We start from the raw sequence: 25,042 nt of genomic DNA on the forward strand, positions 1-25,042 counted from the left end.
ATTACCATCCCATCTCCATTAGCCAATTATTGACCTTTCTTTCTCTAACCTTAAAAGCATTTTCCTCAATAAATTTTCCCAAATTAATTTCACCTTTTATTGATCCATCTTCAATATACATTATTTTATCGCACTTAGCTGCAACCCTCATATCATGGGTAACAAGCATAATAGTTGTACCTTCTTGATTAATTCTATTAAGTTCATTCATAACTTCCCTAGAATTTTGCTGATTTAAAGCACCTGTAGGTTCATCAGCAAAAATCATCTTTGGAGAATTTATTAAACTTCTACAAATACAAGCTCTTTGAAGCTCACCACCTGAAACTTCATTTGTATCATTTTCTGCAATTTCACTTATTCCAAGCTTATGCATTAACTCTCTTGCCCTATTATTGATTTCATTTCTATCTTTTCCTTTTTTTGACTGATAAGCTGGTAGTATAATATTATCATATATTGAAAGATTTTTTAACATATGCATTTGTTGAAAAATAAATCCCATTTCATCAAGTCTTAAATCACTTATTTCATTTGCAGTAAAAGTACTAATTTCCTTTCCAAAGTAATCTACCTTTCCTGCAGTTAAATTATCCATTCCGCTAACTACATAAAGAAGAGTTGATTTACCTGAGCCACTAGGTCCCATAATAGCAACCATTTCACCTTCATTAATTTCAAAGTTTACATTTCTTAAAACATTATTCTGTATCTTATTTATAATATAAGTCTTACATAAATCTATAACTTTTAATGAACTCATCTCAAAACCCCACCTTATTCCATATTATTAATTTCTTTTAAATCTACTTTTTTAACAGCCCCAGCACTTAAGTAAGCAATAGCTGTAGTTACTACAAGTAGTATAATGGGATAAACTATATATACTTCTAATGCCTCTACCTTAAATACAATGTTATGAACACCCATTATTGCAAATACTTGCCCTGATGTTAAAGGTCCAAGGAACTTAGATAATATAATTCCTAAAATAATTGCAGCTACAAGAATTATACTTATTCTAGCTGATTGCCAAAATCTAATTGAGCTATTTCTAAAGCCAATACTTTTTAGCATTGCTATTTCTCCTTTTTCTTTAGCAATAAAAGTTTTCATCATTAAAATTGTAATTAAAGCATTAATACACACTACTATTAATACAATTAAATTCTTCATAGTATCAAGTTGATCTAAGGTGCTTCCTATATACCTTGAAACATATTCCTGTGAATTTTTAAATGAATAGCTTGGATACTTATCCTTTAATTTATCTATTAATACTTGTGGCTCTATATTCCCCTCAAAATTACCTTGAAAAGGGAATATGATTGCTAAATATTTAAAATCTATATCAATTTTAGGACTTAATCTTACTGACTCACCCATATTAGTCATACTTTCATACAAACCAGTCACTATTAATTCTTTCTTTTCCTTACCTACTTGTGCATAAATTGTATCACCAATAGAAACATTTAATTTTTTAGCTACAGTTTCAGTTATTGCTACTTCATTTTTTAATTCAGGCATCTTACCTTTTAAAATATTGTAATTATTACTATCACTTTCTTGAGATTGGAATGCCATTAATGGAATAACATTATCCTTGTCATCAGCATAAAATTTAAGTCTATACAGTACTTCTCCATAAATTTTTATATCTACTCCACTATCTTTAAATGATTCTCTAAGGTTTTCCATATCTTTTAAATATTCCTCTTTGTTAGCTCTATTTATATATTTGTCCATTTCATCAGTTTCAATTAATACATCACTATAATCCAGTCCAAATGTTTTAATAATATTTCCATCTTTTAAGGTATTTATTGTGTTTAAAGGAATAATAATTAAAATTGTTCCAATGCAGAAGGTTAAAGTTAAAACTACAAATCTCTTAAGATTACATAAAATATCATTTAGTGCAATAAACATTGGTACTCCAATATTTTTATAATTCTTAAGTTTTAATCTTGATTTACCTTTAAAATTCTCGCCTGTACTTCCATTTCTAATTGCATCTATTGCTGAAAACTTATTTAACTTTCTTGTACATGTGTAGCAGAATAAAAGAACTATTAAAACTACTGAAATAGAACATGCTATATTAACAAAGATATTTCCAGTGGAGGATTTCATTAAAATATTTCCTGAAGATTGCTTTAATAATATTTCACCAAATTGAAAGCTTGCTACAAATCCAATTAACACACCTATGATTGTTATTACAATATATTTTATTAAATAAATCTTTTTAATATCAAACTCTTTAAGACCAATGGCCTTCATAACTCCTATCTCTTTAAAATCATCTTGTAGAGTAAAAATTATTGTAAATCTTAAAATTAAAAATGAAATTAATATAAGGCAAATACTTACTATAATTAAAACTGCAGATGGTATCATATCCAAAATAAAGCTGGTGTTAATAAATGACTTATCAAGATTAATTATTGTATTACAATCTATCCCTCTAAATTCTTTTTCTAATGCAGTTGTATCATCTGACATTATATAATAATTATTTATAAAGCCTACTTCTTTACATGATTTGAAAACCTCATAATCTTCATCACTTATAAGAAGCCTTTTCATCTCATTCATGCTTGATCCAAAAATAGCATCCTTAGTAAACATCTTTATCGAAAATTCTTTTTTAATATCTCCTATAGTAATAACGACTTTATTTCCAACTTCTAAATTATTTTTACTTTTATCAGCTAGTGAAAAAGCAATTTCCCCTGATTTTAAAATAATTTCTTCTCCATTATCATCGAGTAATTTCCCATACTTCTTTGGTTGTGCTTGAAGTAAAGTTTCTCCAAAAGGTTGAAAATCTTGAAGTTCCTTATCTTTTTTTATTTTAATATTTTCTTTAGAAAGCATTATACTTCTATCAATATCATAAGAATTTATAAGCTTAGAATTATTAATCCAATTATCAAACTCTTTATTTTCTTCCCTATCATAAGATGCAATAATATAATCTGGCGCCTTAGCCTTATCCATAAAATAATCAACAGATTCTGATACTGCAATTAAGTTATTTACACTACTTGCTGAAAATGTTGTTGCTAATATGATAAATATTAAAAGAATAATATTCATTGATTTCTTTCGCTTTAAATCTTTTTTTAATATTCTAAAAAACATAAATTTTACCCCTCTTATAAATTATTTACTAACCATAAATTTATTATAAATTACTAATTATTAAATAATCCTTAAATAAAATAACAATATACTTACATTTATGGGTTGTAATTGTATTGTTATTTTATAATGTTAAATTTTCACCTCATTTATTTATGATACGGTTCTTCATTATCTTAAATCCTCTATAAATTTGCTCTAGCAGCATCATTTTGAACAGTTGGTTGGAGAAACATAGTTTAAAACATCTTGTGATAACGCTAGGGGCCCGCCAATTATAAAGGCTATGTCGCTTTTGCCTACGGTTCCTAGATCTCGTATGTAGTTTGATATTTCTTTTCAGTTTAATAGTAAAATTAAGTATTGTATTCCTAATAGTAACATGGTATATTATGGTTAAAGCTTAATAATTAATTTTAGGCGAAAGGAGTGAATTTTTTTTATGCAAAAGTTATATGAGGTGATTTTAAAATAATTGCATATGGGTTCAAAAGGATTTTTTATGAGTACTTAGTATACTCTTTATTTGTTGTGCCTTTTGAACAACTTTGATTTAACCTTTCAGCCTTAATAATTAGTATTAGAATTCACGGTACAGGTTAGCGTGTATTTTTTATGCCCAAATATTAGGTATACCACAGTAGGTTAATCTTGCTGTGGTATTTTTATATACTTTTTTATATAAAACTTCATATAACTTTGTCTCAAACTCAAATTAAGCTTTAAAATTTAAGTAAGCTAAATTTAGCTTACTACAGAAAGGGAGACTTTATGAGTTTAGAAAAGTTAGGATGGAACACATATTTTCAAAACAATTTTGAGCCTTATTTAAATGGCGAATTTTTACCTGCAAGAGTTATAACTCAGCATAAAAATAACTATATAGTACGCTCAGAAGAAGGAGATTTCAGTAGTAAACTAAGCGGTAAGTTTATATATAAAGCAGACGTTAAAAAGGATTACCCAGCAGTTGGAGATTGGGTTGCAATTAAAACCACTAATGATGCTGAAGCTATTATATATGCAATATTACCAAGAAAAAGCTACTTTGCTCGTAAACTTGCTATATCAGGCGGAAGAAAAATGAAAAACGGTATACTGATTGGTGGAAATATAGAAGAGCAAATTATAGGTTCAAATATAGATATTGCATTTATTGTAAGTGGACTTGATGATAATTTTAATATAGGTCGTATTGAAAGATATATTACCTTAGTTCTTAGTAGTGGAGCTACACCTGTTATACTGTTAAATAAATGTGACCTTTGCAATACCATACCCGATTATATAGAAAAAATAAATACTATTGCAAAAGGGATAGCTGTACATTCCATAAGTGTTTTAAATAATATCAATATGAATATCTTTAATAAATATTTATGCTGTGGTAAGACCGTAGTATTTCTTGGTTCTTCTGGTGTAGGCAAATCTACAATTATTAATTACATTTTTGGTGATGAAATACAAAAAACAAATGCTATAAGCAGTTCTAATGGCAAAGGCACGCATACTACCACAAGTAGCCAGCTTTTACAGCATAGTTCAGGCTGCACAGTTATTGATACTCCAGGTGTTAGGGAACTGCAGTTATGGGCTGATGAAGATATACTTTCAGAAAGCTTTCAAGATATCTACTCTTTGGTAGACCAATGTAAATATAGAGATTGTAAACACGCTAAAGAAGCTGGTTGTGCAATTAAAGAAGCTATTGAGGATGGAAGATTAAGTATTGAAAGATTTAATAGCTATAAAAGTCAATTGGAAGAACTTAAAACTCTAAAGGATAATAAAAAATCCTATTATAATAACAGAGTAAATAAATTTAATAAAAGAAATACGAAACGAGGTTAAGTTGAATGTTAAAATTAAAATATTTGTTTGATAATAAAGACTTAGCTCATATGATACTTAAAAATTGGGAGTATGATTGTGATGATCCTGATCCTTTAAAATATTATAGAATTTCTGCAAATGCAATTTACTTGTGTAAGAATCAAGGTAATACTTTTTTTCTTAGATTTACACCTGCTGAGGAAAAAAACAAGGAAAAGATACTTGCTGAGCTTGAATTCCTGAGTTATTTGAGAAGTAATGGCTATCCTGCAGTAGAAACTATACTCTCTAAATCCGGCAACGAACTTGAAATAGTAGAAACACCTTGGGGAACATTCTATGCTGTTGCGTTTAAAAAGGCATCTGGTAAACAAATAGGAGAACTGTCCTTAGAGGAAGATATAATCTTCGGTTTAGGAAAAGCTTTAGGAAAATTGCATAAACTAAGCAGTGAATTTAGTCCAGTAAATAATAAACGTAATGACTGGAAAAAAACAGCATGCTGGATGGAGAATGTATTATCAACTTTTCCAGATGAAACTGCTGCTAAAAGTGAGCTAGCTTTACTTAGAGCCTATTTTTCACAACTACCAGCTACAAAAGAAAACTTTGGACTTATCCATTATGACTTTGAATTTGACAACGTATTTTATAATGAAATCACAAAAACTTATACTCCTATAGATTTTGATGATGCAATGTATCATTGGTATGCAATGGATATAGAACAATCATTAGATAGCATAAAAGAAGATATGCCAGAAGAACAAGTAGAATCTTCAGTAGATGAGTTTATTAAGGGTTACCGCTCAGAGTATGTTATTTCTGATGAAATGCTTAAATTATTACCTATTTTCAGAAGATATGCTAATTTATATGGATATGTCCGTATACTTCACTCTATAGAAGAAAAGTGGAACAACGAACCTGATTGGATGATAGACCTTAGAATTAAATTAGAGAATTTATTAAATGAGAGAAAAGATACATTTATAATGCCAATTTAAATTATTATAGAAGGAGTGTATATAGGATTCTTATGCATTAACCTACTACACTCTCTTCTTTCTGAAAATTCTAAAATATAATAGAAAATCCTATTACAATAATAGAAATAAGAGAAGGGGCTAAATTGAATGTTAAAATTAAAAGAGAACAATTATCATATCATAAAAAACTTAATTAAAAATTCATCCCAAGATTTATCTATATTTTCTGTACTTAATGGAATTATGCCAGGTGAAATTTTTGTAGATTGCGATGATAATCCAACATCAGCATTAATACAAACTTCTGAATGCAATCTTCTTGCAGGAAGCCCCAATAATGACAAGTTTAATTCTGAGGTAAAAGAAGAATTAGATTTTTGGGATGGCTTGATTTTAGATACTGATGAATGGGAAACTAGACTTTCTGAAGTTCACCAAAACAAGTTTATTAGAAAGTATAAAAGACGTCATTATGTTTTAAATAATCTAAAATATCGTGATTACAAGCTGAATGTAAAAGAAGGATTCTCCTTAGAAAAAGTGGATCCAAACTATATAAATAAATGTAATCTCAAGAACTCAGAAAAAGTAATGGATTGGGTTAATAATTGGGGAAGTATTGATAATTTCAGCAAATACGGTGTAGGTTTTATGGTAAGAAACGAGGATACTATAGTCAGCTGGTCATTAACTGATTGTGCATATGACAAAAAAGCTGCAATAGGGATTCATTGTGATTCTAATTATCGCAAGAATGGTTTCGGAGCAATTACTGCAGCTGCAACCGCAGATTATTGTCTTTGTAATGGAATAACGGAAATAGATTGGTTATGTGTTGATACCAATGTTGGATCAATTGCAATAGCTGAAAAACTTGGATTTGTAAGAAAAAATGATTATTATGCTTTTACTCCATATCCACCAATAGAAAATGAAAGCGATTTAACTTTAGAGCAGTGGGCAGAATGGGCCCTATTCTATGAAAAAGCACTGGAAGAAGAACCACGTTTATTTTGGGATTGCGCTCTATGCTGGATGAAAGCAAATAATGTTGATTCAGTAATCAAACTACTAAACAAGGAAGTTGAAAAAGGATGGAAATGGACAGTTGATGAATTATCAAAATTTTTCCCACACTTTCAAAACAATCCTAAATGGATAGAATATCTAAACCATTTGAAGACCATATGGGAATAACTAAAACTATTGAATTTAAGAAATAGTATCTAAAATGATGCTTTTATAAATTCCATTAACTTATTTAAAAAGGAGTGAATATGCTTTTTATAGCCTATTACACTCCTATTCTTTTTACAAATTTCAAGCTAAAAAGTCTACATACCTCAACATATTATATTCTAAAAGTACGCCGTTACTTATGATACGGCTTACCATATTATATTCTAAATCTATTTATCCTTTAACTTTCTTTAATTGTTAATGTATCCAAAATGCTTTAGTGTTCCAAATGAAACGTCCCCGTGGCATTACATGCTACTATTTTGAGTTTGTACCCACTTAATAAACTTATTTCTTTGCACCTTCACATATATTGAAGTCATAAAAGGAAATACCCTAGTAAAACCTCTTGAGATTGCGAAGTATTTAGATGGATAGATAAACCTCTTTTCATTCTTGATTCCTGTTATTACACTACGCGCCACCTTTTCTGGTCCTTGGACTGGCCATGGTATTGGTGCTTTATCAGCAGCATTTTTGAAAAAGTTTGTATTTGTAGCTATAGGATAAACTAATGAAATTATCTCATTATCTCTTACTTCATTCATGAATACCCTCCCAAAGCCATTAATTGCATACTTTGTAGAGCAGTATAATGAATATCCCGGTAGAGGGATTTCACTAACAGCTGAGCAGGTTATAACTACTGAATATTTTCTATTTCCATTAAGAACCCTCATTTTCTCTACAGAATATATTGGAGAAAAAACATTTGTACTAAATATTTGCTCTATACGCTCCCAATTTGCCTCTTCAATATTTTCGCAAAAGGCAAAACCTGCATTTGCTATAAAAATATCTATTCCTCCCAGTGTCTTTACTGCAAAATCAAATAGCTTATCTACCTCTTCTTTTTTTGATACATCACATGCAAAAGGAATTATCTTATCTTTTATTTCAGGTATTTTAGAAATATTTCTTCCAACTGCTATTACCTTTACATCATATAGCTGCAGCTGCTTTAAAATTTCTTTTCCTATTCCTGATGACGCCCCTGTTAATATTATTTTCTTGTTATTTAAATCCATGACCAATTTTCTCCTTATCACTATTTATATTTTGATTTATAATGAAATAGGTTTAGTAATTTAACTGATTACTAACTATAGAAGTCATTTCTTTTAAATTGTGAATTCCATCATGAGAAGTTCCAGGATAATGTAGTGGCATTTCACCTGGTCTAGTTACTATGCTAACGCCTAACATAGTCATCTTCTCAATGAATTGCTCATCCGTTCCTTTATACCCCATAGTTTGCAAGTATTGTTTAAGATTTTTTTCAACATATTCATATACTTCTTTGCTATTACTATAGGGACAAACAAATATAAATCTATTGAAACACCTGTCTATATCATTCTTATCAGGCATTGTACTATTCAAAATAACAGTGTAATCCGCATTGTACGATGAATATACTTCTATATCTTGCTTTTTATTAATTCCATACTTTAACAAACAATATTGTCTATCTTGCAGTGTCTTAATAGAACTCCAGGGATTTAAATATGCTTTTGGAAAGCTTAATGAGAGTTTTTTCAAGCTTTCCGCAACACTTCTAGCAAATAAATTAGTATCTATTTTATTGTTTATAAATATCAATCTAGGCGATAAGCATGCTTTTTGCTCCCAGCATATAACATCTTTTGCTACAGCTTCAGCAATCATATTAATATCTTCCGCCTCATCTATAACTTCAAAACTGATTTTTGCTCCATGCATTATTAAGTGACTATTATACTTAGCACAAAGTTCTGCCATTATTCTACCTGAATATTCACCGCCCCAATGTATTACACAATCTACTTTTTTAACTATAGCTTCATATATATCCGAGCACTCACTATTAAAATATACTACTGCCAATCTTTCACTTATGTCCGGATCGATCTCACATAAGCTTTCATAAAACGCATTGGCAAAATATGGCTCATCACCGGATACCTTTACTAAATTGCAGTTCTTTGATAACAATCCCATTGAGATACTCATAGGAATTACTACAAATGCATTTCCCGAAATATTATGGAACATAACCCCTCTTGGTTGTCTGTGAACTTCTCCATAACTTGTCTTAATCCACTTATCCAGCACGTCTACATTCCCAAGTTCTTCCGTGATCGTTCTTTCTAAGTTTTCTCTTAAAAGCATATGCATAGAACTTTCAAGTTCATATGTTATAAGTTCTTCACTTTGGCTTAATATATGAGCTAAGATTTCTATATGCTTTTTAGAATATTCCCTATTTAACCATAACTTTGCACACTTATCTAAGATTTCTATAGTCTCTTGCACAGGAATATCATGTACTTTGTTTTTATTTGCAGTAAGTCTATCTATTTCGCAAAGAATCTGATTCTCGTCTGAAGAAATAAGCTCAAGATTTATATCATTAACATTTTTGGATAATACAGTATTTCCACATGTATATTCAATTTTCATTATTTTTCCTCCCTTACGTTAAGTGTAGCTCCGCATCCTTTTGCTTCTGAGCCTTTTACTCTACCGATAAGTCTTATTGTCATAAGCTTCTCTTTGCAATCAGGACACTCATCTATTGAAACTATTTCACCAATATCATCTACTAATATCGATGCTCCGGCAAAAGAAAGGGTTCCATATGCATTTAACATTTGTATAAACCCTCTATCTCCAGGATTATGCAGTGGTTCTAAAGTTTTAATATCCCTTATTATAACCTTACCCCATTTTGGAACATGAAAAAGATAATCTTTATATTCTTTTGAATAATGCCCGATAATAAAGAAAGTGTTTTCTGTAAAGGAATAAGAATCAATGAAGTTTTCTTCTGGTACTCCAAGAAAATCAGCAACTGTTTCAACAAATTCGTGCTTTCTTATAGCTGTACCATTACTTATAGTTCCTTTTTTTCCATCCCAGCCACCACCTCCAGTTTGAACTAATACATTTTTCCCAAGGTTGAATGGTGGCATTGTTTCTTTCAGTAGATTTATTGTGTTAAAAAGTGAAAGTGCAGATCCTCTTATAGAAAGATGTTTATTCAATTTGTCATTACTAATTAAAAACTTTTTAAATGCATCTACATCAACAATTAAATTATCTCCTTCTGGCTTTATAATGAAAACTGTATTTTCTTTAAAGCCAAACATATCCAAAAGATTCCCCATATATGACTCTGTCCTCTTGCCGTATATTACTTCACTCTTATATTTTTTCATAGTATCAGGATCCGGAAAAAAGACGCATTCCTGCTCAGTATTAGGTCTTAAAGATTTATTTTGAAGTTCGTTAAATTCCCTTATCTGCATCATGTCGCACATACGTCTTCCTACTACACTTGGATCGCCACTTGTGCTACTTGATACTGTCCACTTATCAATTGTATTTATAGGTACTTTAAGTAAATTAGTAAATATTCCAGCTGACTTTTTAAATAGTGTAGTTGTTATAAACGGAACTCTTTCCACGTCTTTTTCAGAGTTTAAATTTATAGTAGGATTAAACCCTTGGCTATCACATAATAATTTGTAGGCCGGGCATTGAAAATACTGCTCAACTAAGCTGACTTTTAAGTCTTGATAAAATTTCTCCATAATTATATCTCCTTGTATAATCTCTCTATTTAAACTGACCAGTCAGTTTAGTTATACTCTTAGTTGGTAATTTTTTCAAAATCCATATATCTCCGCAAATAGTTATATAAGTAATTTTATTAATATTTTTTTACTCTTTCCTTTGTTTTACTTAATTTACCATATATGTCTATATGTTGCAATAAAATTACTTTTAGACTTTACATTGTCTTCCATAGTTCAAGCAGTACTTTAAATAAATAATACGTTTTTCAATAACTGGATGATTTTATCAAGGAACATTAGATATTGAAAAGTTTAATTCTGAGGTAAAAGAAGAATTAGATTTTTGGGATGACTTGATTTTAGATACTGATGAATGGGAAACTAAACTTTCTGAAGTTCACCAAAACAAGTTTATTAGAAAGTATAAAAGGCGTCATTATGTTTTAAATAATCTAAAATATCGCGATTATAAGTTGAATGTGAAAGAAGGATTTTCCTTAGAAAACGTGGTTCCAAACTATATAAGCAAATGTAATCTCAAGAACTCAGAAAAAGTAATGGATTGGGTTAATAATTGGGGAACTATTGATAATTTCAGCAAATATGATGTAGGTTTTATGATAAGAAATGAGGATACTGTCGTTTACAATTCCACTTTGTGTGCGATAAACTATTACTATTTATTTTGGATGGCCTCCTTTTGTTTTTTAGATTTGGCTGGCGAAACCATTTCTATTTTAACAAAAGGATGTCTTTTTTGTCATACTCATCACTAAAGCTTTTCAGAACTCACCCAGGTAGCAGGCGGTTTTCAATATACAATAAAAACTCTTACCTGTATCTCTAAATACAAGTAAAAGTTTTTTTCTTTTCTAAATTAATAATATGTAATTGATTTACCTCTTATATACATCAATTAATATTCCTGTAAAACTGGAATTTATAATTATAATTTTTCAAACACTAATGTTGCTTGAATTCTATCTCCGCCAAGCATACCTTTACTTCCTGATGCCGCTGTAGTAATTGTATGTAATCTATATCCTTTTGCTGCTTGATCATTTATGACCTTTTCTAATTCCGTTAAATTTCCTGACCCTGTTCCAAGCCATTTTTCTTTTAAAACTACTTGTATCACTATATAATTCATAAAAGTTCCTCCTTTGAAATTTAAATTTATCCTTATGTTAATTTATGCCTTTATTATACATGCTTTATATATAATTAGTCTATAATTACCTCAAAACTCATTATAACTTAATTTAAGCATACTCTATCCAATTTTAGTAAAAATCTAATTTACTTATGATACGGTTCACCCTTCATTATCCTAAATCCTCTATAAACTTGCTCTAACAGCATCATTCTAAATAGTTGGTGAGGGAAGGTCATCTTGGAAAAACATAGTTTGTAGTTTGCTCTGTTTAGAACATCTTGTGATAGGCCTAGAGATCCTCCAATTATGAAAGTTATATCACTTTTACCCATGGTTCCTAGGTCTTGTATGTAATTTGAGAATTCTTCTGAGGTTAGATTTTTACCTTTTAAATCTAGAGCTATTACGTACATATTATCTTTTATTGATTTTAGGATAGCTTCTCCTTCTTTGTTTTTTATTTGTAGTTCTTCTTTTTGTGAAGCATTGTCTGGTGTTTTTTCATCTTGTAGTTCTATTATTGAAAGCTTGCAGTATCTTTGAAGCCTTTTTGAGTATTCATCTATTCCATCTTTTAAATATTTTTCTTTTATTTTTCCTACGGTTATCAGTGTTATGTTCATGAGTTTTCTCCTTATAGTAAAAATATTTCACACAATATTATAGCATAACTTATTTTGTGTTTATTACACCATATTAGTTTTAACTATTAACCCTATCTTTAAAAATAATTTTAATTATTTTTCATAGATATAAAGAAATGTTGTTCATAGTAGATAAATAAACACTTGCTAAGGTGTATTCTTATTAATATATAATCTAAGTTTTCTAATCCTAATTACTCCTATTTATAAATGACAAAAAGCTAAAAGAAGCATAACTTAATCTAAAGTTATACTTCTTTCTCTAATTTTAAAATAATACTTCCATTATTTTATTTAACAATCTTTTTATTTTTAATAAACTTAACTACTTCATACCACATTATAGAAGCTAGTGATATGGCCAATACTATACTAACTTGACTAAAGCTTAAAGCTGCTAAGTTTAATATCCCTGCTAATGGTGTGTATAAAATTACTCCAAGTCCTAAGATAGTTCCTATCATAACTACCCACATAACCTTATCTTTGTAAAGATTCATAAAAGATTTATATGCATATTCCTTGTTGGAACTATTTACTTGAACTAAAAGTAAATTAGAAATCATTATTATAGCAAGACCCATTGAACGTGCTACTGCTACCCCATCAGCATGACTATTTAAATATATATAGTAGATTCCAAAAGATGCTACAAATAGTACTATTCCTTGGGCAATACTTTTAGCTAACATACTAGAAGTTAGAATATTCTCTTGCGGATTACGAGGCTTACGATCCATAATGTCATCTTCTGCTGGCTGCCTCTCTAACACTATAGAGCAAGTTGGATCTATAATAATTTCTAAAAGTACTACATGAACTGGTAATAACAATAAAGCTGATGAGCCAATACCTAAGAAAGGTGCCAAAAGTGATGCAAATGCTATTGGAATATGAATAGTAAATACATACCCTATTGCTTTTCTTATATTATCATATATTCTTCTGCCATCTTTCACTGTATCAACTATAGTTGAAAAGTTATCATCTAAAAGTATTAAATCAGCTGCTTCCCTGGATACTTCTGATCCTCTTTTACCCATTGCTATTCCAATATCAGCATATTTAAGCGCCGGAGCATCGTTAACTCCATCTCCTGTCATGGCAACAACTTCTCCATTTTCTTTAAATGCCTTAACTATTCTCATCTTATGCTCTGGTACTACTCTTGAGAATATGCTAACATCCTTAATTCTTTCTTTAAGTTCTTCATCACTCATATCATTAAGCATATCTCCAGTAATAATTTCATCACTATGAGGAATGCCAACTTGTTTTGCAATGGCACTTGCAGTTATACCATTGTCCCCAGTAATCATTACAACCCTAATACCAGCTTTTATACAGCTTGATATATCATTTTTTACTGATTCTCTTGGCGGATCTTGAAGTCCTATAAGTCCTAAAAAATCTAGATTACAATCTTCTAATTCATTTGGTATATTATCCTCACTATCCACTACCATCTTTCCTACTGCTATAACTCTTAACCCATTTGAAGACATTTCAAAAATCCTATTTTCAATTTTCTTCCTATCATTATCATTTAAATTACAAAGTGTCATAATTTTTTCAGGAGAACCTTTTGAAGTAACCAAAATTCCCTCTTCTCTCTCCCATACATGACCCATCATTTTTCTTTCATTTGTAAAAGAATACTCTGTTAAAAGTTTTCCATTGAAGATTTCCTCTTTATTAATATTATTATCTTCACAGTATTTAATCATGGCTTGCTCCATAGGATCATAAGCATCTGTTTCACAAGCCATTCCCATAACTCTACTTAAATCATCTATATCATTATTAATTGACCATGCATCAGTAACAGTCATCTTATTCATCGTAATAGTACCTGTCTTATCTACACATAGTACTGATATTGCACCAAGTGTTTCTACAGAAGGTAACTTTCTTACTAAAGATTTTTTCTTAGCCAATCTCCATGCTCCCATTGACAAGAATACTGTTAAAATAACAGGAAACTCCTCAGGTATCATAGCCATTGCTAGAGTAATCCCTGATAATATGCTTTCTACTATTCTATCTTTAAATGCAAACCCTGATAAATTCATATAAGTTATTAAGCAAACTAGTATAAATAAGCCTCCAGCAATATATGCACAAACCTTAACTAACTTTTCAGTTTGTTTTTGCATTGGAGTAGGATTTTCCGGTGCTTCTGCAATATTCATTCCAATCTTCCCATACTCAGTTTCAACACCAATTTTCTCTACTTTAATAATGCCAATCCCTTGAGTAACTAAAGTTCCTGCATAACAATAATCCTTCTTCCAATAATCTTTATTTTCAGAGTCATCAACGGACTTCCAAACACCTTCTGCCTCGCCTGTTAAAGATGACTCATCTACACAAAGATCGTTAGCACTTATAACTTTCCCATCAGCTGGAATCTTAACTCCTTCAGTGATAATCATCAAATCACCTGGAACTAAGTCCTCGCTATTAATAGTACTTTCTATTCCATCTCTAATTACAGTAATATGAGGTGCTGATAAATTTTTAAGTGCCTTTAAAGTCTTATCTGTTTTCCACTCTTGAATTACATCAATGCTAATAATTCCAACTACAAATACCAACATTATTGTTCCATCACGTGGTTCTCCTAGAATAAAATAAATTGTTGCTGCTATAAGCAAAAGTAAAAACATGGGTTCCTTCAGTACTTCTAAAATCTTTGCAAAAAAGCTCTCCGTTTTTTTAGGAATCAGTTGATTTTTCCCGTATCTTTCTTGTGCCTTTTTTGCTTCTTCATTTGTCAATCCTACAAATTCCTTTAATTTTTTTGATTCTGTCATAAAAGTTACCTCCATTTTTGTTCTTAGATTTTCTAAGAATTTCTGTTTGATAGCTCTATGGCAATGCATCAAAGATCTTATTTTCAGTTATTGTTCTTAAGATAAATAAAAAAATACCTGTAGAACAATATACTGTCCCACAGGTATATAATATCCTGTTGCCAAAATTATGGCCCAGCTCCATGAATAAAATAATTCATCGGCTTGATCAGTTTGTACTGTAGATTTATATGCAGTGCAAATAGATTATATATTATAATACTCTTTTCGCATCTAATATTCCACTACTTAACAAAGATTTTACAAGCTCATCTATATATTTTTATTAGAAATCATCTGATTAGATAATTTTATAATCAAAATTAATCCCTAGGTTTTTGGTAAAAACGCTAGGGACTAATTTTGATTTTTTATTTTTATTATATATTAAAAACTTAATTAATTTCCACTATTTTTTTCACAACTATATCGGAACTCAGGTTGTGTTTGAATATAATAGCCATTTCTTACATGACTTATCCAATTCTGAAAAATTTCTTTCCAATCATTTCTTCTAAAGAAATCCCCAATTGGCTCATTAGAATTCCATTCTAAAAGTAGGAATGGTCCTATTCCAAAAGCCCAAATACCATTTTGCTCTACATCTACTTCCCTAATGAGAAGAAGTGGAAGTCCAAATTGATAAGCCATAGCTGGCTCAATCTGAGCAAATGGACTACCTTCCCATATAGTCTGGTCTTGAGGCTGACCAAGGTTATTTTCTATAACATTAACTTTTCTTTGCTTCAAATTAAGCGCCACTAGTCCATAACTAGATAAAATCATTCGGCGTATATTAGTTAGCGGTGTTTCAGTATATTGTTCACTAATTGGTAATGTCCTTGGAAATAATAAAGCCGTTCTAATTTCTCTAATTAAAATATTTACAAATTGTTGTTGAGCACTATTAAGTCGACTTGGATGACTTAGAAATACTGGAATTCTATATAAAAGATTTGCTGATTCTCTCATCAGTTCACTTGGTTGTTGATATTCAATATTACTTTCGCTTTCAATTTTATTATCTTGTGTCATTTATTAATCTCCTCCTCTTTATTAACTTATGAAAAGGAGATAAAAATGTCTACTTCGTTTTAATTTTAAAATGTATTAATCATTTAATGTAGATGTCTGTTATAGGGATACAATGTGAAAACTTAATATATACTCTGGAAAATAAATTTTCTATAAAAACAGCTTAAATCCTTAGAAATTANNATTAAAATCATGTATAAATTAATTTTTCATTGTTGAACCCTATAATCATGGTTCCTCATTAAAATTTTTAAGATTTTCTAAATAACATAATTTATCTAGTTTTTGTAGGATGTCTTTATATTTTTTATTTATTAGATCATTATCATATAAATCCCTATACTGAATATTTTCTATATCAACTTCTATGATTTTATCTACATTTTCGCCATATAGTTTTATAAGTATATTGTAATAATCTTTTTCTATTTGTTTTAGTATATTTTTGTCATAAAAATTACTTCTAAGTACATCATGGTTTACCTTTTCTATTATTCCATACAACTGATATATATAACTTATATCATTTAAATTATATTTTTCTATCAAACAAGAAATAATATTAGGATAATTTTTGTTTATAGGTATTATATGATTATAAGCATCCTTTCCATCTTTTATATCTTTAATAGTTCTAATGCTTTGAAATATTGCAGTAGCTATGTCTAATCTTATGTTATTTACATATTTACAAATNNTTTACAAATTTCTTGAGTGTTAATTTCTTCTTGATATTTTCGACTTTGTTCTCTAAGCTTATACTGCTCCTTAATAGTTCTTTCTGTGATCTTCTTATTTATAATCCAATTTAATAAAGCTCCTATTAATGTTCCTGTAAGTACAGATGCTGATGATATTAATGGGATTATTAAATTATCTTGTATAACAAATAAATATTCCACTTTCTCCACTCCTATCATTTAACACCTATAGTTTTTATGAATTTCACATTATTTATTCAGCTATCAATTTATTTCTAAAAAATAAATAGCCATGACAAAGTCACGACTATTAAAAATATATTATTTTTTAGCTTATACTAAAATAATTTTACATAAAACAAAAAATCCCCATAAAAATTTCTTTATTTACAGGGACTATTAATCTTTCACTGAATTTTATAATTTAAATATCAACAAAATATTTCCATTAAGAAATTAGATTTAAATTATTTTCCACAGCATTTTTTGTACTTTTTACCGCTTCCACAAGTACATGGATCATTTCTACCAATCTTTTCTTCTTTAACTATTACTTTAGAGCTTCTCCACTCTTTAGTTATTTCTTTTCTCTTTTCTTCTGAGAATATTCTATCCCACTGTGGTAAGCTATATAAGTAGTCAGCTTTTGATTCTAGCATGTTGAAATATAACTTATCAAAGTTAATTTGAATTTCAATTTGTGAATCAGCTTCTATGCTTTCTAAATCTAACTCTTTTTCTAAGCTTTCATTTATTCCATCTAAAAATCCCATGAAATGAACATCTGTTACTTCATGTTCTTTTGCTAAATCACTAACCTTTCCACTTACTTTTCCTTCAAGATTAGTTAGAACCTTACTATATATAAGAGTTTCTATTTTAGCATATTCTTTCCAGAATGCTGGTTCACCATTATTTCTTACGAACTCTACTACGTAATTAGTCCAAGCATTATATAAACTCATGTTCTTATCTCCTTTATGCATAAAAATATTATACCTTTGTTGATTATACTTAATTATAATAAATATTTAGATTTCTTTCAATATTTATTATAATTTTATCGCTTAAGCATTCCATCTATTTCTTGTTTAGAAAATGGCTTAGATATATTATAATTTCCGCCTAAACTTTCTATATTCTTATTCTCAACAGTAATCATTATTTGCTCTATAGAAGGTAGTTGAGTTAATGATGTAGCTATACAAGTTAAGGTTGCCTTCTCTTGCTCTGGAGACATTGCGACTTCTGCTACACCGCTTAAGTTAACATAAGCTACTCCTTCTTTTATTGAAAAACTAAGTAGTCTTGTTTCCTTAGGAAGAATAGGTTTAGATTCACTAACAACAGCTGGTCCTTTTATAAGCTCCTGCATTATTATTTCTCCTACTAACTCTTCCTTATTAACAAGTCTTTCCTCTTTAGCTATCTTTACATCTTTATCATTTTTAGATCCATCAAAATAAAGCTTTATATCAATATAGTCATCTTTTTCTGACGGTAATTTTAAATTTTGAAGCTTTTCTTTACTTAAAATACTATTTCTATCCTTGTTTTCAAAACTACGAAAAGCTAATGCTGCCAATGCTAAAACTAAACATAATGCTACTATTAATACTTTTTTATTCATAACTTCCCCCTTATTGCTCAATAACATTAGCATTTATTAAGCCTCTTGCTCCTAAAAATATTATAACGACACAACATCACTATGTCTATCTCTATGTGCCATAGTAATATTTATATCTCTTCCTACCTCTATTGAGTTTTCTCTTAAAAGACTTAAAACCGTTTCATATGCTAATTGTGGATAGTTATTCGTATTACTTAAATGTCCTAAATAAATAGTTCTATGCTTTTCATTCATTATTTCCAATATAGCCTTACCACAAGCTTCATTTGAAAGATGACCAATATCACTTAATATTCTTTTCTTTAGTACATAAGGATATGGACCAAATTTTAGCATCTCAACATCATGATTGCTTTCCAATAATAATATATCAGCCTCTTTTATAACAGATTTTACACTTTCAGAAAAGTGACCTAAATCTGTAGCAATACAAGCCATACCTTCTTTAGTATGAAATGCATATCCTGAAGGATCTACAGCATCATGTGATATACTAAAAGTTTGTACTGTCATATCTTTAATTTCTATGTATTGTTTATCTATTATTTTAATATTCTCTTCTTTTACTTTACCTATTTTATCTTTCATAGCTTCCCATGTTAATTCATTAGCATATACGGGTATATTATATCGCCTAGACATAACCCCTACACCTTTTATGTGGTCTGAATGCTCATGAGTAACAAATATCCCGTCTATTTCCTTAGGGCTTTGATCTATTTCCTTTAATTGTGCCTCTATATTTTTTCCTGGTACTCCTGCATCCACTAGTATTTTGGTATTATTATTTGAAACAAAAATACTATTCCCACTACTTCCGCTAAACAATGGACAAAATATCATATAATTCTCCTTTGCCTAGTGTCAAAACACTAAAGTATTGAAAGTTAGTAATTTGCTTATATTACTACTCAAATATTTCTCTAGTTATATCTGCACCAAGCATTCTAAATTTTTTCTCTATATTAGGATATCCTCTATCTATATGGTGTATTCCTTCTACTGCAGTCACACCCTCTGCTACAAGTCCTGCAATAACTAATGCTGCTCCTGCTCTTAAATCAGTAGCTTTCACATGAGCTCCTGTAAGCTTCTCAACTCCATCAATTATAGCAATTCTTCCTTCAACATTTATATTAGCACCCATTTTTTTTAGTTCATCAACGTGCTTTAATCTACTTTCATATATACTTTCATTTATAATGCTTCTTCCATTTGATATAGTCAATAAAGTGCTCATAGGTTGCTGAACATCCGTTGGAAATCCTGGATAAGGTAATGTTTTTATATTAACACCTTTAAGTCTTCCATTAGATTTAACAGTGATCATGTCATCACATTCAATAACTTCTGCACCCATTTCTATAAGCTTTGCTGATATGGATTCTAAATGCTTTGGAATTACATTTTTAAGCTTTACTTCTCCTCCACAAGCAGCTGTTGCAATCATAAATGTTCCTGCCTCTATTTGGTCTGGAATTACAGAATAATTGCATCCTGTAAGTTCATTAACACCCGTAATTTTTATTAAATCTGTACCAGCGCCTTTTATATTGGCACCCATACTATTTAAAAAGTTTGCAACGTCAACAACATGTGGTTCTTTGGCCGCATTTTCTAATATAGTTGTTCCCTCAGCAAAAGTAGCTGCTAGCATAACATTTATAGTTGCACCTACGCTTACAACATCAAAATAAATACTAGTTCCAATTAACTTGTCAGCTTTTGCACTAACAGCACCATGTTCAATGGTAACTTTAGCACCTAATGCTTCGAAACCTTTTATATGTTGATCAATAGGTCTAACCCCTATTGGACATCCACCTGGAAGCTCAATTCTTGCTTCTTTAAATCTACCTAGTAAAGCTCCTAAAAAATAATATGAAGCTCTCATTTTTCTCATATCTTCTGTGTTAGCATTTAAGCTAGTTACATTTCTACTATCTATAGTTATTGAGTTTTTCTCTCTCTTAACATTACATCCTAATGATTCAAATATTCTCTCTATACAATTAACATCTTCTATATCAGGTATATTTTCAATACAACAAACTTCTTTACTTGCCGTAATAGCCGCTGGTAAAATAGCCACTACTGCATTTTTTGCTCCGTTTATTTCTATTTCTCCATACATGGATTTACCACCATTAATCACTAATTTTTCCATTACGGTATCATCCTCACTATTTAATATATATTAAAGTTTCTAATCAAATTCTAATTTAAAAATTTACATTACAATATATTATATCATATACATATTATATTTTAACATTAAATTTTTAAATGCATATCTTTTAATTTCCCATTATACTATAAAGCCTATAGCCTATATATGCAAGAGTTATCACATATATATATTCGTAACTTTTGCTTTATTTAAGGCACCTTTAAAAAAGTAGTTTATCTATAATCATGTTGCCTTGTTATTTCCCGAAGATAACTAAATACAAATTACCTTAAATATGGTATAATATTTTATTATTATAATTAACATAGTTTTTGTGTAATATATTATTAAGATGCCTTTAAGAAATAATTAATTATTCTTTAAAGTTGCATACTATACATAAAAACCTTTGGGTTATGGAGGATAACTTATGAAATATTATTTAGTTGCACTATTTGATGAACCATCATCTTCTGGAATTACGGAACTTCAAAAAAGTATAAGCAAAAGATATAGACTTTACAAAAATACTCCTGTACTTCATATACCTTTAGGAGTTGTAAATAATAATGATATTGATAAGCTAGATGGTGTTCTTACTAAAATGTTAAGTCCCTATAAAAAATTTAAAATAGGTATAAATAATAATATCATATTTAATGAAGACTCTAACATGGTAGGACTAAGGGTTGAAGATAAAGGATATATAAATCGTATTTCTAGAAAATTGTTTGATACTTTATCACTATATGGAATTAGTATTAAAGAGTATAATGGTTCCACTTTTAATATACCTATTTCTAATGCTAATCACTCTATTAGGAAAGCATCAATGAATGGAAATCTTTGTATAGATAATAAAAAAAATAAGGAAGATTTCTATAAGTTTATAAAAATAAATAGATTTGAGATTTGGAAACAAATGAATAATAATAAAGATATAGTTAAATCTTATCCTTTAAAAGATTTTTAGTTGACAATTTGAAATAAGGCATATTCAAAAAATTAACTAGTCAAAGGTATGGCACAAAGTACTTTATCATATTGACTAGTTATTTTTTGAATATGCTTTATCTTAGAAAGGAGTATTTCTTATGATTTATTATTTAGTAGCATTACTAGATGATTCTTCTTATAAGTATATTGAGGAAATACAAAAAGAAATTTGTTATAATTATAAGCTGTTTGATAAAAATGATAAATTGCCTAAGCTTCACATTACTATAGAAGTTATACATGACCCTGATGTGGACATGCTCATAAAATCATTAAAGAAAATACTAAGAAAATACTCTTCCTTTGAAGCTAAATCAGATGGTGTGATTTGCTTTGATCCACCCTATAAATCTGTAAATTTAAAGATACGAGATTATGGTAGAATATTAAAGTTGTCAAAGGATATCAATCATATATTAAAAAAGGAAAAATTTAAGGTAAGAGAAAATATTGAAAATTATGATCTTCATATTTCCCTGGCAAACAGTTATTTTTCTGATAAGCAATGGAGTGATTTTGAATACGCTTCTGCTTGTAGTTTTGCTAAAAACAATGATAAAGATTTTATAATTAAAATTAATGAATTACAGCTTTGGAAACCTGTAAATGATGAAGATGAAATGGTAATCTTTAAATTTCCTCTTACTTAACCTTTTATGGAAGGTGGCAAACACAAATGAATTTAAAAAAATTATTTGAAATGCAAGAAAAACTAGATGCTAGAATTGAAAGTGAACATAATTTACAAAATCAAGAGTTATTTTATAAAAAGATATTGGCTCTTCAAGTTGAAGTAGGTGAACTAGCTAATGAAACTAGGTGCTTTAAATTTTGGAGCTTAAAGAAACCTTCTGAAGCTTCAGTAATTCTTGAAGAATATGTGGATTGTCTTCATTTTATTTTAAGTATAGGAATTGAGACTAATCTTCAAAATATTAACCTTAATGAAAGCTTAAATTTTAAAGATAACGCTGATCTTACTAATATGTTCTTAAATCTTAATGAAAAAATAAATACTTTTGCTAAGAATAAATCAGAAAAAAACTATATAGATTTATTTGAGTATTTTATTCTTTTAGGAAATGCATTAGGATTCACCAATAAAGATGTTGAAAAAGCTTATCTAAGTAAAAATGAAATAAATCATAAAAGACAAGATGAAGGTTACTAAACCATATTAAGAAATAACTAGTGGAAATTTTAACTTATGCATGATTTTAATTTCCATAANNNNATTTCTAAGGATTTAAGCTATTGCTATAGAAAATATATTTTCCAGAGCATATGTTAAGTTTTCACCTTGTATCTCTATACAAGGTACATGAGCATACCTACTAGTTATTTTTTGAATATATCTAAATATTAATCCTAATATTAGGAAACACTATCTTTAAGGATGGTGATTTAAATGTTAGGGATAATAATAGCTATAATTTCAGGTGTAAGTATGAGCCTTCAAGGAGTTTTTAATACAAGGCTTTCAGACACTGTTGGACTTTGGGAAACAAATGTCATAGTTCAAGCAATTGCTCTAATAGTTACATTTGTAGTAATGCTTTTAGCTGGTGATGGTAACTTACAAGCTGTAAAAGATGCCAATAAAATTTATTTATTAGGTGGAGTTTTAGGCGCTGTTATTATATATACAGTAATGAAAAGTATATCAACCTTAGGAATTACTTACGCTATAGGAATTATTTTAGTTGCTCAATTGGCTTCAGCAGCACTTATAGATCATTTTGGCTGGTTTAGCCCAGATGGATGTAATGCAGTATGTGGACTCAAAGAGATTATAGGAATTGCTATTATGATAGCAGGTATTGTAGTATTTAAATGGAAAAGTTAACAAAAGGTGTGATGAGGTCACATCTTTTTTATTTTTAATCCTTATACCTTATTGTTAATTTTTAAACTAATATGTTGTATAACTAATTATGGAACTTCAAAAATATACTTCATTTATAGACCTTAGTAAGATTGCCTTCAAGTTAGCTACATTTAATGTAAAAATATCCATATTTCTTTGCATAATTAAGTAATTAATAACTATAATTTTCAATATTGTTAAACTTTTTACTAAATTGTATTGAAATATTAAATAGTTAAATAGATAATATATATGAATGGAATAAAATATTAGGGGGAGAATTATGGATTTTAAACAATTAGAAGCCTTTATAACTGTGGCAAAATTAAGAAGTTTCTCTAAGGCTGCAAATGCTATCTATCTTTCACAACCAACGATAAGCTCTAATATATCTAGTCTTGAAAAGGAATTAAAAATTCAACTTTTTGATAGAACCTCTAAAGAAGTTAATTTAACTCCTGCCGGGGAGTCTTTTCTAGAATATGCAACAGATATAATTAATACTCGAAATAATGCCATTGCAGACATGTCAAATTTCAACAATAACATTTCTGGAAGATTGCATATTTCTGCAAGTACTACACCTTGCAATTCTATATTGCCTGAACTAATTAGTGATTTTAATGATACTTATTCAAATGTTAAATTTAACATAAAAGAACAAGGTTCTGTTGGAATTATAAAAGATATTTTAGATTTAAATTGTGAAATTGGATTGGTTGGTACTATGATACATAATAGCAAAATAAAAAGCTATAAAATTATGGACGATGAATTAGTTGTAGTCTCTCATCCAAGTTTAAACTTACCAGAAGTAGTCAAACCTTCCGATTTATTAAATCATAAATTTATAATAAGAGAAAGAGAATCTGCAACTAGAAAAACATTTGAATCAGCTCTCATGGATGGAGATATAGATATCAATAAATTAAAAGTTTTATGTGAAGTTGATAATTTGGATGCACAAATTAAATTATTAAAATTAGGTATGGGAGTTTCCATATTATCAAAATGCCTATGCGATGATTTAGTTAATTGTAATAAGATGAGAATAAGTACTATAAAAGGGCTTTCATTAAAAAGAAGTATATATCTTATAGTAAGTTCTAGAAGGACTCTTACACCTATTGCTACTGCTTTCTTTAATATGTGTAAAGATATATATGGTTTTAAGTGTATTGAAAAATAATTATATAAAAAATATATGACCTTTT

General features: G+C 29.1%; 23 protein-coding genes, 1 pseudogene and 1 riboswitch. Of the genes and pseudogenes, 9 read left to right on the forward strand and 15 right to left on the reverse strand.

All coding sequences use genetic code 11. From position 1 onward, the window contains the following. Position 1: 1 nt before the first annotated feature. The 3 genes and pseudogenes from B2W91_RS16980 to B2W91_RS20950 all read right to left on the reverse strand — a co-directional run. On the reverse strand, positions 2-763 hold the full coding sequence (locus tag B2W91_RS16980) for an ABC transporter ATP-binding protein (RefSeq protein WP_291583089.1): 762 nt from the start codon (positions 761-763) through the stop codon (positions 2-4). Positions 764-777: 14 nt separating this feature from the next. After that, positions 778-3,150, reverse strand: a complete 2,373-nt coding sequence (locus tag B2W91_RS16985; RefSeq protein WP_291583091.1) for an ABC transporter permease — start codon at positions 3,148-3,150, stop codon at positions 778-780. Positions 3,151-3,295: 145 nt separating this feature from the next. Continuing rightward, positions 3,296-3,489: pseudogene (locus B2W91_RS20950) on the reverse strand (23S rRNA (pseudouridine(1915)-N(3))-methyltransferase RlmH); the annotation flags it as partial. Between the two features lie 432 nt (positions 3,490-3,921). On the opposite strand from B2W91_RS20950, the gene rsgA reads away from it, so the two are divergent. The 3 genes from rsgA (at position 3,922) to B2W91_RS17000 (ending at position 7,169) form a co-directional block, all read left to right on the forward strand. Further along, positions 3,922-5,001, forward strand: coding sequence for a ribosome small subunit-dependent GTPase A (gene rsgA, locus B2W91_RS16990; RefSeq protein ID WP_291583093.1), 1,080 nt, complete (start codon positions 3,922-3,924; stop codon positions 4,999-5,001). Positions 5,002-5,006: 5 nt separating this feature from the next. Beyond that, positions 5,007-5,990 carry a phosphotransferase enzyme family protein gene (locus B2W91_RS16995; protein WP_291583095.1) on the forward strand — a complete coding sequence of 328 codons (984 nt, stop codon included), beginning with the start codon at positions 5,007-5,009 and terminating at the stop codon, positions 5,988-5,990. A 129-nt stretch (positions 5,991-6,119) separates the two neighbouring features. Beyond that, entirely contained in the window at positions 6,120-7,169 is a 1,050-nt protein-coding gene (locus B2W91_RS17000) for a GNAT family N-acetyltransferase (protein WP_291583098.1), read from the forward strand. A gap of 290 nt (positions 7,170-7,459) precedes the next feature. Here B2W91_RS17000 and B2W91_RS17005 read toward each other — a convergent pair whose 3' ends face one another. From B2W91_RS17005 to B2W91_RS17015, 3 genes are read right to left on the reverse strand one after another with little or no spacing between them, the layout of a single operon-like run. Next, positions 7,460-8,239 (reverse strand): SDR family NAD(P)-dependent oxidoreductase, encoded by a 780-nt coding sequence (locus tag B2W91_RS17005; RefSeq protein ID WP_291583100.1) that lies wholly within the window; start codon positions 8,237-8,239, stop codon positions 7,460-7,462. A 52-nt stretch (positions 8,240-8,291) separates the two neighbouring features. Next, the gene (locus B2W91_RS17010) at positions 8,292-9,653 is read right to left on the reverse strand and encodes an aldehyde dehydrogenase family protein (RefSeq protein ID WP_291583102.1); all 1,362 of its coding nucleotides are present in this window, start codon (positions 9,651-9,653) and stop codon (positions 8,292-8,294) included. Continuing rightward, a complete protein-coding gene (locus B2W91_RS17015) occupies positions 9,653-10,786 on the reverse strand; it encodes an acyl-protein synthetase (protein WP_291583104.1) in 1,134 nt (377 codons plus the stop codon). Before B2W91_RS17015 ends, B2W91_RS17010 begins: the two co-directional genes overlap by 1 nt. Before the next feature lie 338 nt (positions 10,787-11,124). On the opposite strand from B2W91_RS17015, the gene B2W91_RS17020 reads away from it, so the two are divergent. Further along, complete coding sequence (locus B2W91_RS17020) at positions 11,125-11,547, forward strand: GNAT family N-acetyltransferase (protein WP_291583106.1); 423 nt, start codon at positions 11,125-11,127, stop codon at positions 11,545-11,547. A 170-nt stretch (positions 11,548-11,717) separates the two neighbouring features. Here the strand turns inward: B2W91_RS17020 and B2W91_RS17025 are convergent, their stop codons facing one another. The 9 genes from B2W91_RS17025 to B2W91_RS17065 all read right to left on the reverse strand — a co-directional run bounded on the left by B2W91_RS17025 (position 11,718) and on the right by B2W91_RS17065 (position 20,962). Then, a complete protein-coding gene (locus B2W91_RS17025) occupies positions 11,718-11,921 on the reverse strand; it encodes a DUF4177 domain-containing protein (protein ID WP_291583108.1) in 204 nt (67 codons plus the stop codon). A gap of 149 nt (positions 11,922-12,070) precedes the next feature. After that, complete coding sequence (gene rlmH / locus B2W91_RS17030) at positions 12,071-12,550, reverse strand: 23S rRNA (pseudouridine(1915)-N(3))-methyltransferase RlmH (RefSeq protein WP_291583110.1); 480 nt, start codon at positions 12,548-12,550, stop codon at positions 12,071-12,073. A gap of 311 nt (positions 12,551-12,861) precedes the next feature. Further along, complete coding sequence (locus B2W91_RS17035) at positions 12,862-15,387, reverse strand: HAD-IC family P-type ATPase (RefSeq protein ID WP_291583112.1); 2,526 nt, start codon at positions 15,385-15,387, stop codon at positions 12,862-12,864. A gap of 130 nt (positions 15,388-15,517) precedes the next feature. Then, positions 15,518-15,609, reverse strand: a riboswitch (NiCo riboswitch). Positions 15,610-15,825: 216 nt separating this feature from the next. Then, positions 15,826-16,461: a hypothetical protein gene (locus tag B2W91_RS17040; RefSeq protein WP_291583114.1), complete on the reverse strand. Its 636-nt coding sequence runs from the start codon at positions 16,459-16,461 to the stop codon at positions 15,826-15,828. A gap of 228 nt (positions 16,462-16,689) precedes the next feature. Then, positions 16,690-16,965, reverse strand: a complete 276-nt coding sequence (locus B2W91_RS17045; protein ID WP_291583116.1) for a hypothetical protein — start codon at positions 16,963-16,965, stop codon at positions 16,690-16,692. Between the two features lie 664 nt (positions 16,966-17,629). Continuing rightward, positions 17,630-18,127: an SEC-C metal-binding domain-containing protein gene (locus B2W91_RS17050; protein WP_291583118.1), complete on the reverse strand. Its 498-nt coding sequence runs from the start codon at positions 18,125-18,127 to the stop codon at positions 17,630-17,632. Between the two features lie 95 nt (positions 18,128-18,222). Next, positions 18,223-18,792: a GerMN domain-containing protein gene (locus tag B2W91_RS17055; RefSeq protein ID WP_291583120.1), complete on the reverse strand. Its 570-nt coding sequence runs from the start codon at positions 18,790-18,792 to the stop codon at positions 18,223-18,225. 60 nt (positions 18,793-18,852) lie between these two features. After that, complete coding sequence (locus B2W91_RS17060) at positions 18,853-19,638, reverse strand: MBL fold metallo-hydrolase (protein WP_291583122.1); 786 nt, start codon at positions 19,636-19,638, stop codon at positions 18,853-18,855. Between the two features lie 64 nt (positions 19,639-19,702). Further along, the gene (locus B2W91_RS17065) at positions 19,703-20,962 is read right to left on the reverse strand and encodes a UDP-N-acetylglucosamine 1-carboxyvinyltransferase (RefSeq protein ID WP_291583124.1); all 1,260 of its coding nucleotides are present in this window, start codon (positions 20,960-20,962) and stop codon (positions 19,703-19,705) included. Between the two features lie 433 nt (positions 20,963-21,395). On the opposite strand from B2W91_RS17065, the gene B2W91_RS17070 reads away from it, so the two are divergent. From B2W91_RS17070 to B2W91_RS17090, 5 genes are all read left to right on the forward strand, one after another. Next, positions 21,396-21,938 carry a hypothetical protein gene (locus B2W91_RS17070; protein WP_291583126.1) on the forward strand — a complete coding sequence of 181 codons (543 nt, stop codon included), beginning with the start codon at positions 21,396-21,398 and terminating at the stop codon, positions 21,936-21,938. A gap of 121 nt (positions 21,939-22,059) precedes the next feature. Then, positions 22,060-22,611: a 2'-5' RNA ligase family protein gene (locus tag B2W91_RS17075; protein WP_291583128.1), complete on the forward strand. Its 552-nt coding sequence runs from the start codon at positions 22,060-22,062 to the stop codon at positions 22,609-22,611. 26 nt (positions 22,612-22,637) lie between these two features. After that, on the forward strand, positions 22,638-23,132 hold the full coding sequence (locus tag B2W91_RS17080) for a dUTP diphosphatase (protein ID WP_291583131.1): 495 nt from the start codon (positions 22,638-22,640) through the stop codon (positions 23,130-23,132). 237 nt (positions 23,133-23,369) lie between these two features. Next, complete coding sequence (locus B2W91_RS17085; protein WP_291583133.1) at positions 23,370-23,807, forward strand: DMT family transporter; 438 nt, start codon at positions 23,370-23,372, stop codon at positions 23,805-23,807. A 304-nt stretch (positions 23,808-24,111) separates the two neighbouring features. Further along, the gene (locus tag B2W91_RS17090) at positions 24,112-25,017 is read left to right on the forward strand and encodes a selenium metabolism-associated LysR family transcriptional regulator (RefSeq protein WP_291583135.1); all 906 of its coding nucleotides are present in this window, start codon (positions 24,112-24,114) and stop codon (positions 25,015-25,017) included. Positions 25,018-25,042 lie beyond the last annotated feature (25 nt).

The sequence above is a fragment of the Clostridium sp. UBA6640 genome (assembly GCF_002455975.1).
In the GTDB taxonomy this organism is placed as follows: domain Bacteria; phylum Bacillota; class Clostridia; order Clostridiales; family Clostridiaceae; genus Clostridium_J.

Excerpts from the sequence above, each read along its gene's own strand:
- B2W91_RS16980 (WP_291583089.1), bottom strand. The coding sequence starts at position 763 with ATGAGTTCATTAAAAGTTATAGATTTATGTAAGACTTATATTATAAAT.
- B2W91_RS16985 (WP_291583091.1), bottom strand. The coding sequence starts at position 3,150 with ATGTTTTTTAGAATATTAAAAAAAGATTTAAAGCGAAAGAAATCAATG.
- rsgA (WP_291583093.1), top strand. The coding sequence starts at position 3,922 with ATGAGTTTAGAAAAGTTAGGATGGAACACATATTTTCAAAACAATTTT.
- B2W91_RS16995 (WP_291583095.1), top strand. The coding sequence starts at position 5,007 with ATGTTAAAATTAAAATATTTGTTTGATAATAAAGACTTAGCTCATATG.
- B2W91_RS17000 (WP_291583098.1), top strand. The coding sequence starts at position 6,120 with ATGTTAAAATTAAAAGAGAACAATTATCATATCATAAAAAACTTAATT.
- B2W91_RS17005 (WP_291583100.1), bottom strand. The coding sequence starts at position 8,239 with ATGGATTTAAATAACAAGAAAATAATATTAACAGGGGCGTCATCAGGA.
- B2W91_RS17010 (WP_291583102.1), bottom strand. The coding sequence starts at position 9,653 with ATGAAAATTGAATATACATGTGGAAATACTGTATTATCCAAAAATGTT.
- B2W91_RS17015 (WP_291583104.1), bottom strand. The coding sequence starts at position 10,786 with ATGGAGAAATTTTATCAAGACTTAAAAGTCAGCTTAGTTGAGCAGTAT.
- B2W91_RS17025 (WP_291583108.1), bottom strand. The coding sequence starts at position 11,921 with ATGAATTATATAGTGATACAAGTAGTTTTAAAAGAAAAATGGCTTGGA.
- rlmH (WP_291583110.1), bottom strand. The coding sequence starts at position 12,550 with ATGAACATAACACTGATAACCGTAGGAAAAATAAAAGAAAAATATTTA.
- B2W91_RS17035 (WP_291583112.1), bottom strand. The coding sequence starts at position 15,387 with ATGACAGAATCAAAAAAATTAAAGGAATTTGTAGGATTGACAAATGAA.
- B2W91_RS17040 (WP_291583114.1), bottom strand. The coding sequence starts at position 16,461 with ATGACACAAGATAATAAAATTGAAAGCGAAAGTAATATTGAATATCAA.
- B2W91_RS17050 (WP_291583118.1), bottom strand. The coding sequence starts at position 18,127 with ATGAGTTTATATAATGCTTGGACTAATTACGTAGTAGAGTTCGTAAGA.
- B2W91_RS17055 (WP_291583120.1), bottom strand. The coding sequence starts at position 18,792 with ATGAATAAAAAAGTATTAATAGTAGCATTATGTTTAGTTTTAGCATTG.
- B2W91_RS17060 (WP_291583122.1), bottom strand. The coding sequence starts at position 19,638 with ATGATATTTTGTCCATTGTTTAGCGGAAGTAGTGGGAATAGTATTTTT.
- B2W91_RS17065 (WP_291583124.1), bottom strand. The coding sequence starts at position 20,962 with ATGGAAAAATTAGTGATTAATGGTGGTAAATCCATGTATGGAGAAATA.
- B2W91_RS17070 (WP_291583126.1), top strand. The coding sequence starts at position 21,396 with ATGAAATATTATTTAGTTGCACTATTTGATGAACCATCATCTTCTGGA.
- B2W91_RS17075 (WP_291583128.1), top strand. The coding sequence starts at position 22,060 with ATGATTTATTATTTAGTAGCATTACTAGATGATTCTTCTTATAAGTAT.
- B2W91_RS17080 (WP_291583131.1), top strand. The coding sequence starts at position 22,638 with ATGAATTTAAAAAAATTATTTGAAATGCAAGAAAAACTAGATGCTAGA.
- B2W91_RS17085 (WP_291583133.1), top strand. The coding sequence starts at position 23,370 with ATGTTAGGGATAATAATAGCTATAATTTCAGGTGTAAGTATGAGCCTT.
- B2W91_RS17090 (WP_291583135.1), top strand. The coding sequence starts at position 24,112 with ATGGATTTTAAACAATTAGAAGCCTTTATAACTGTGGCAAAATTAAGA.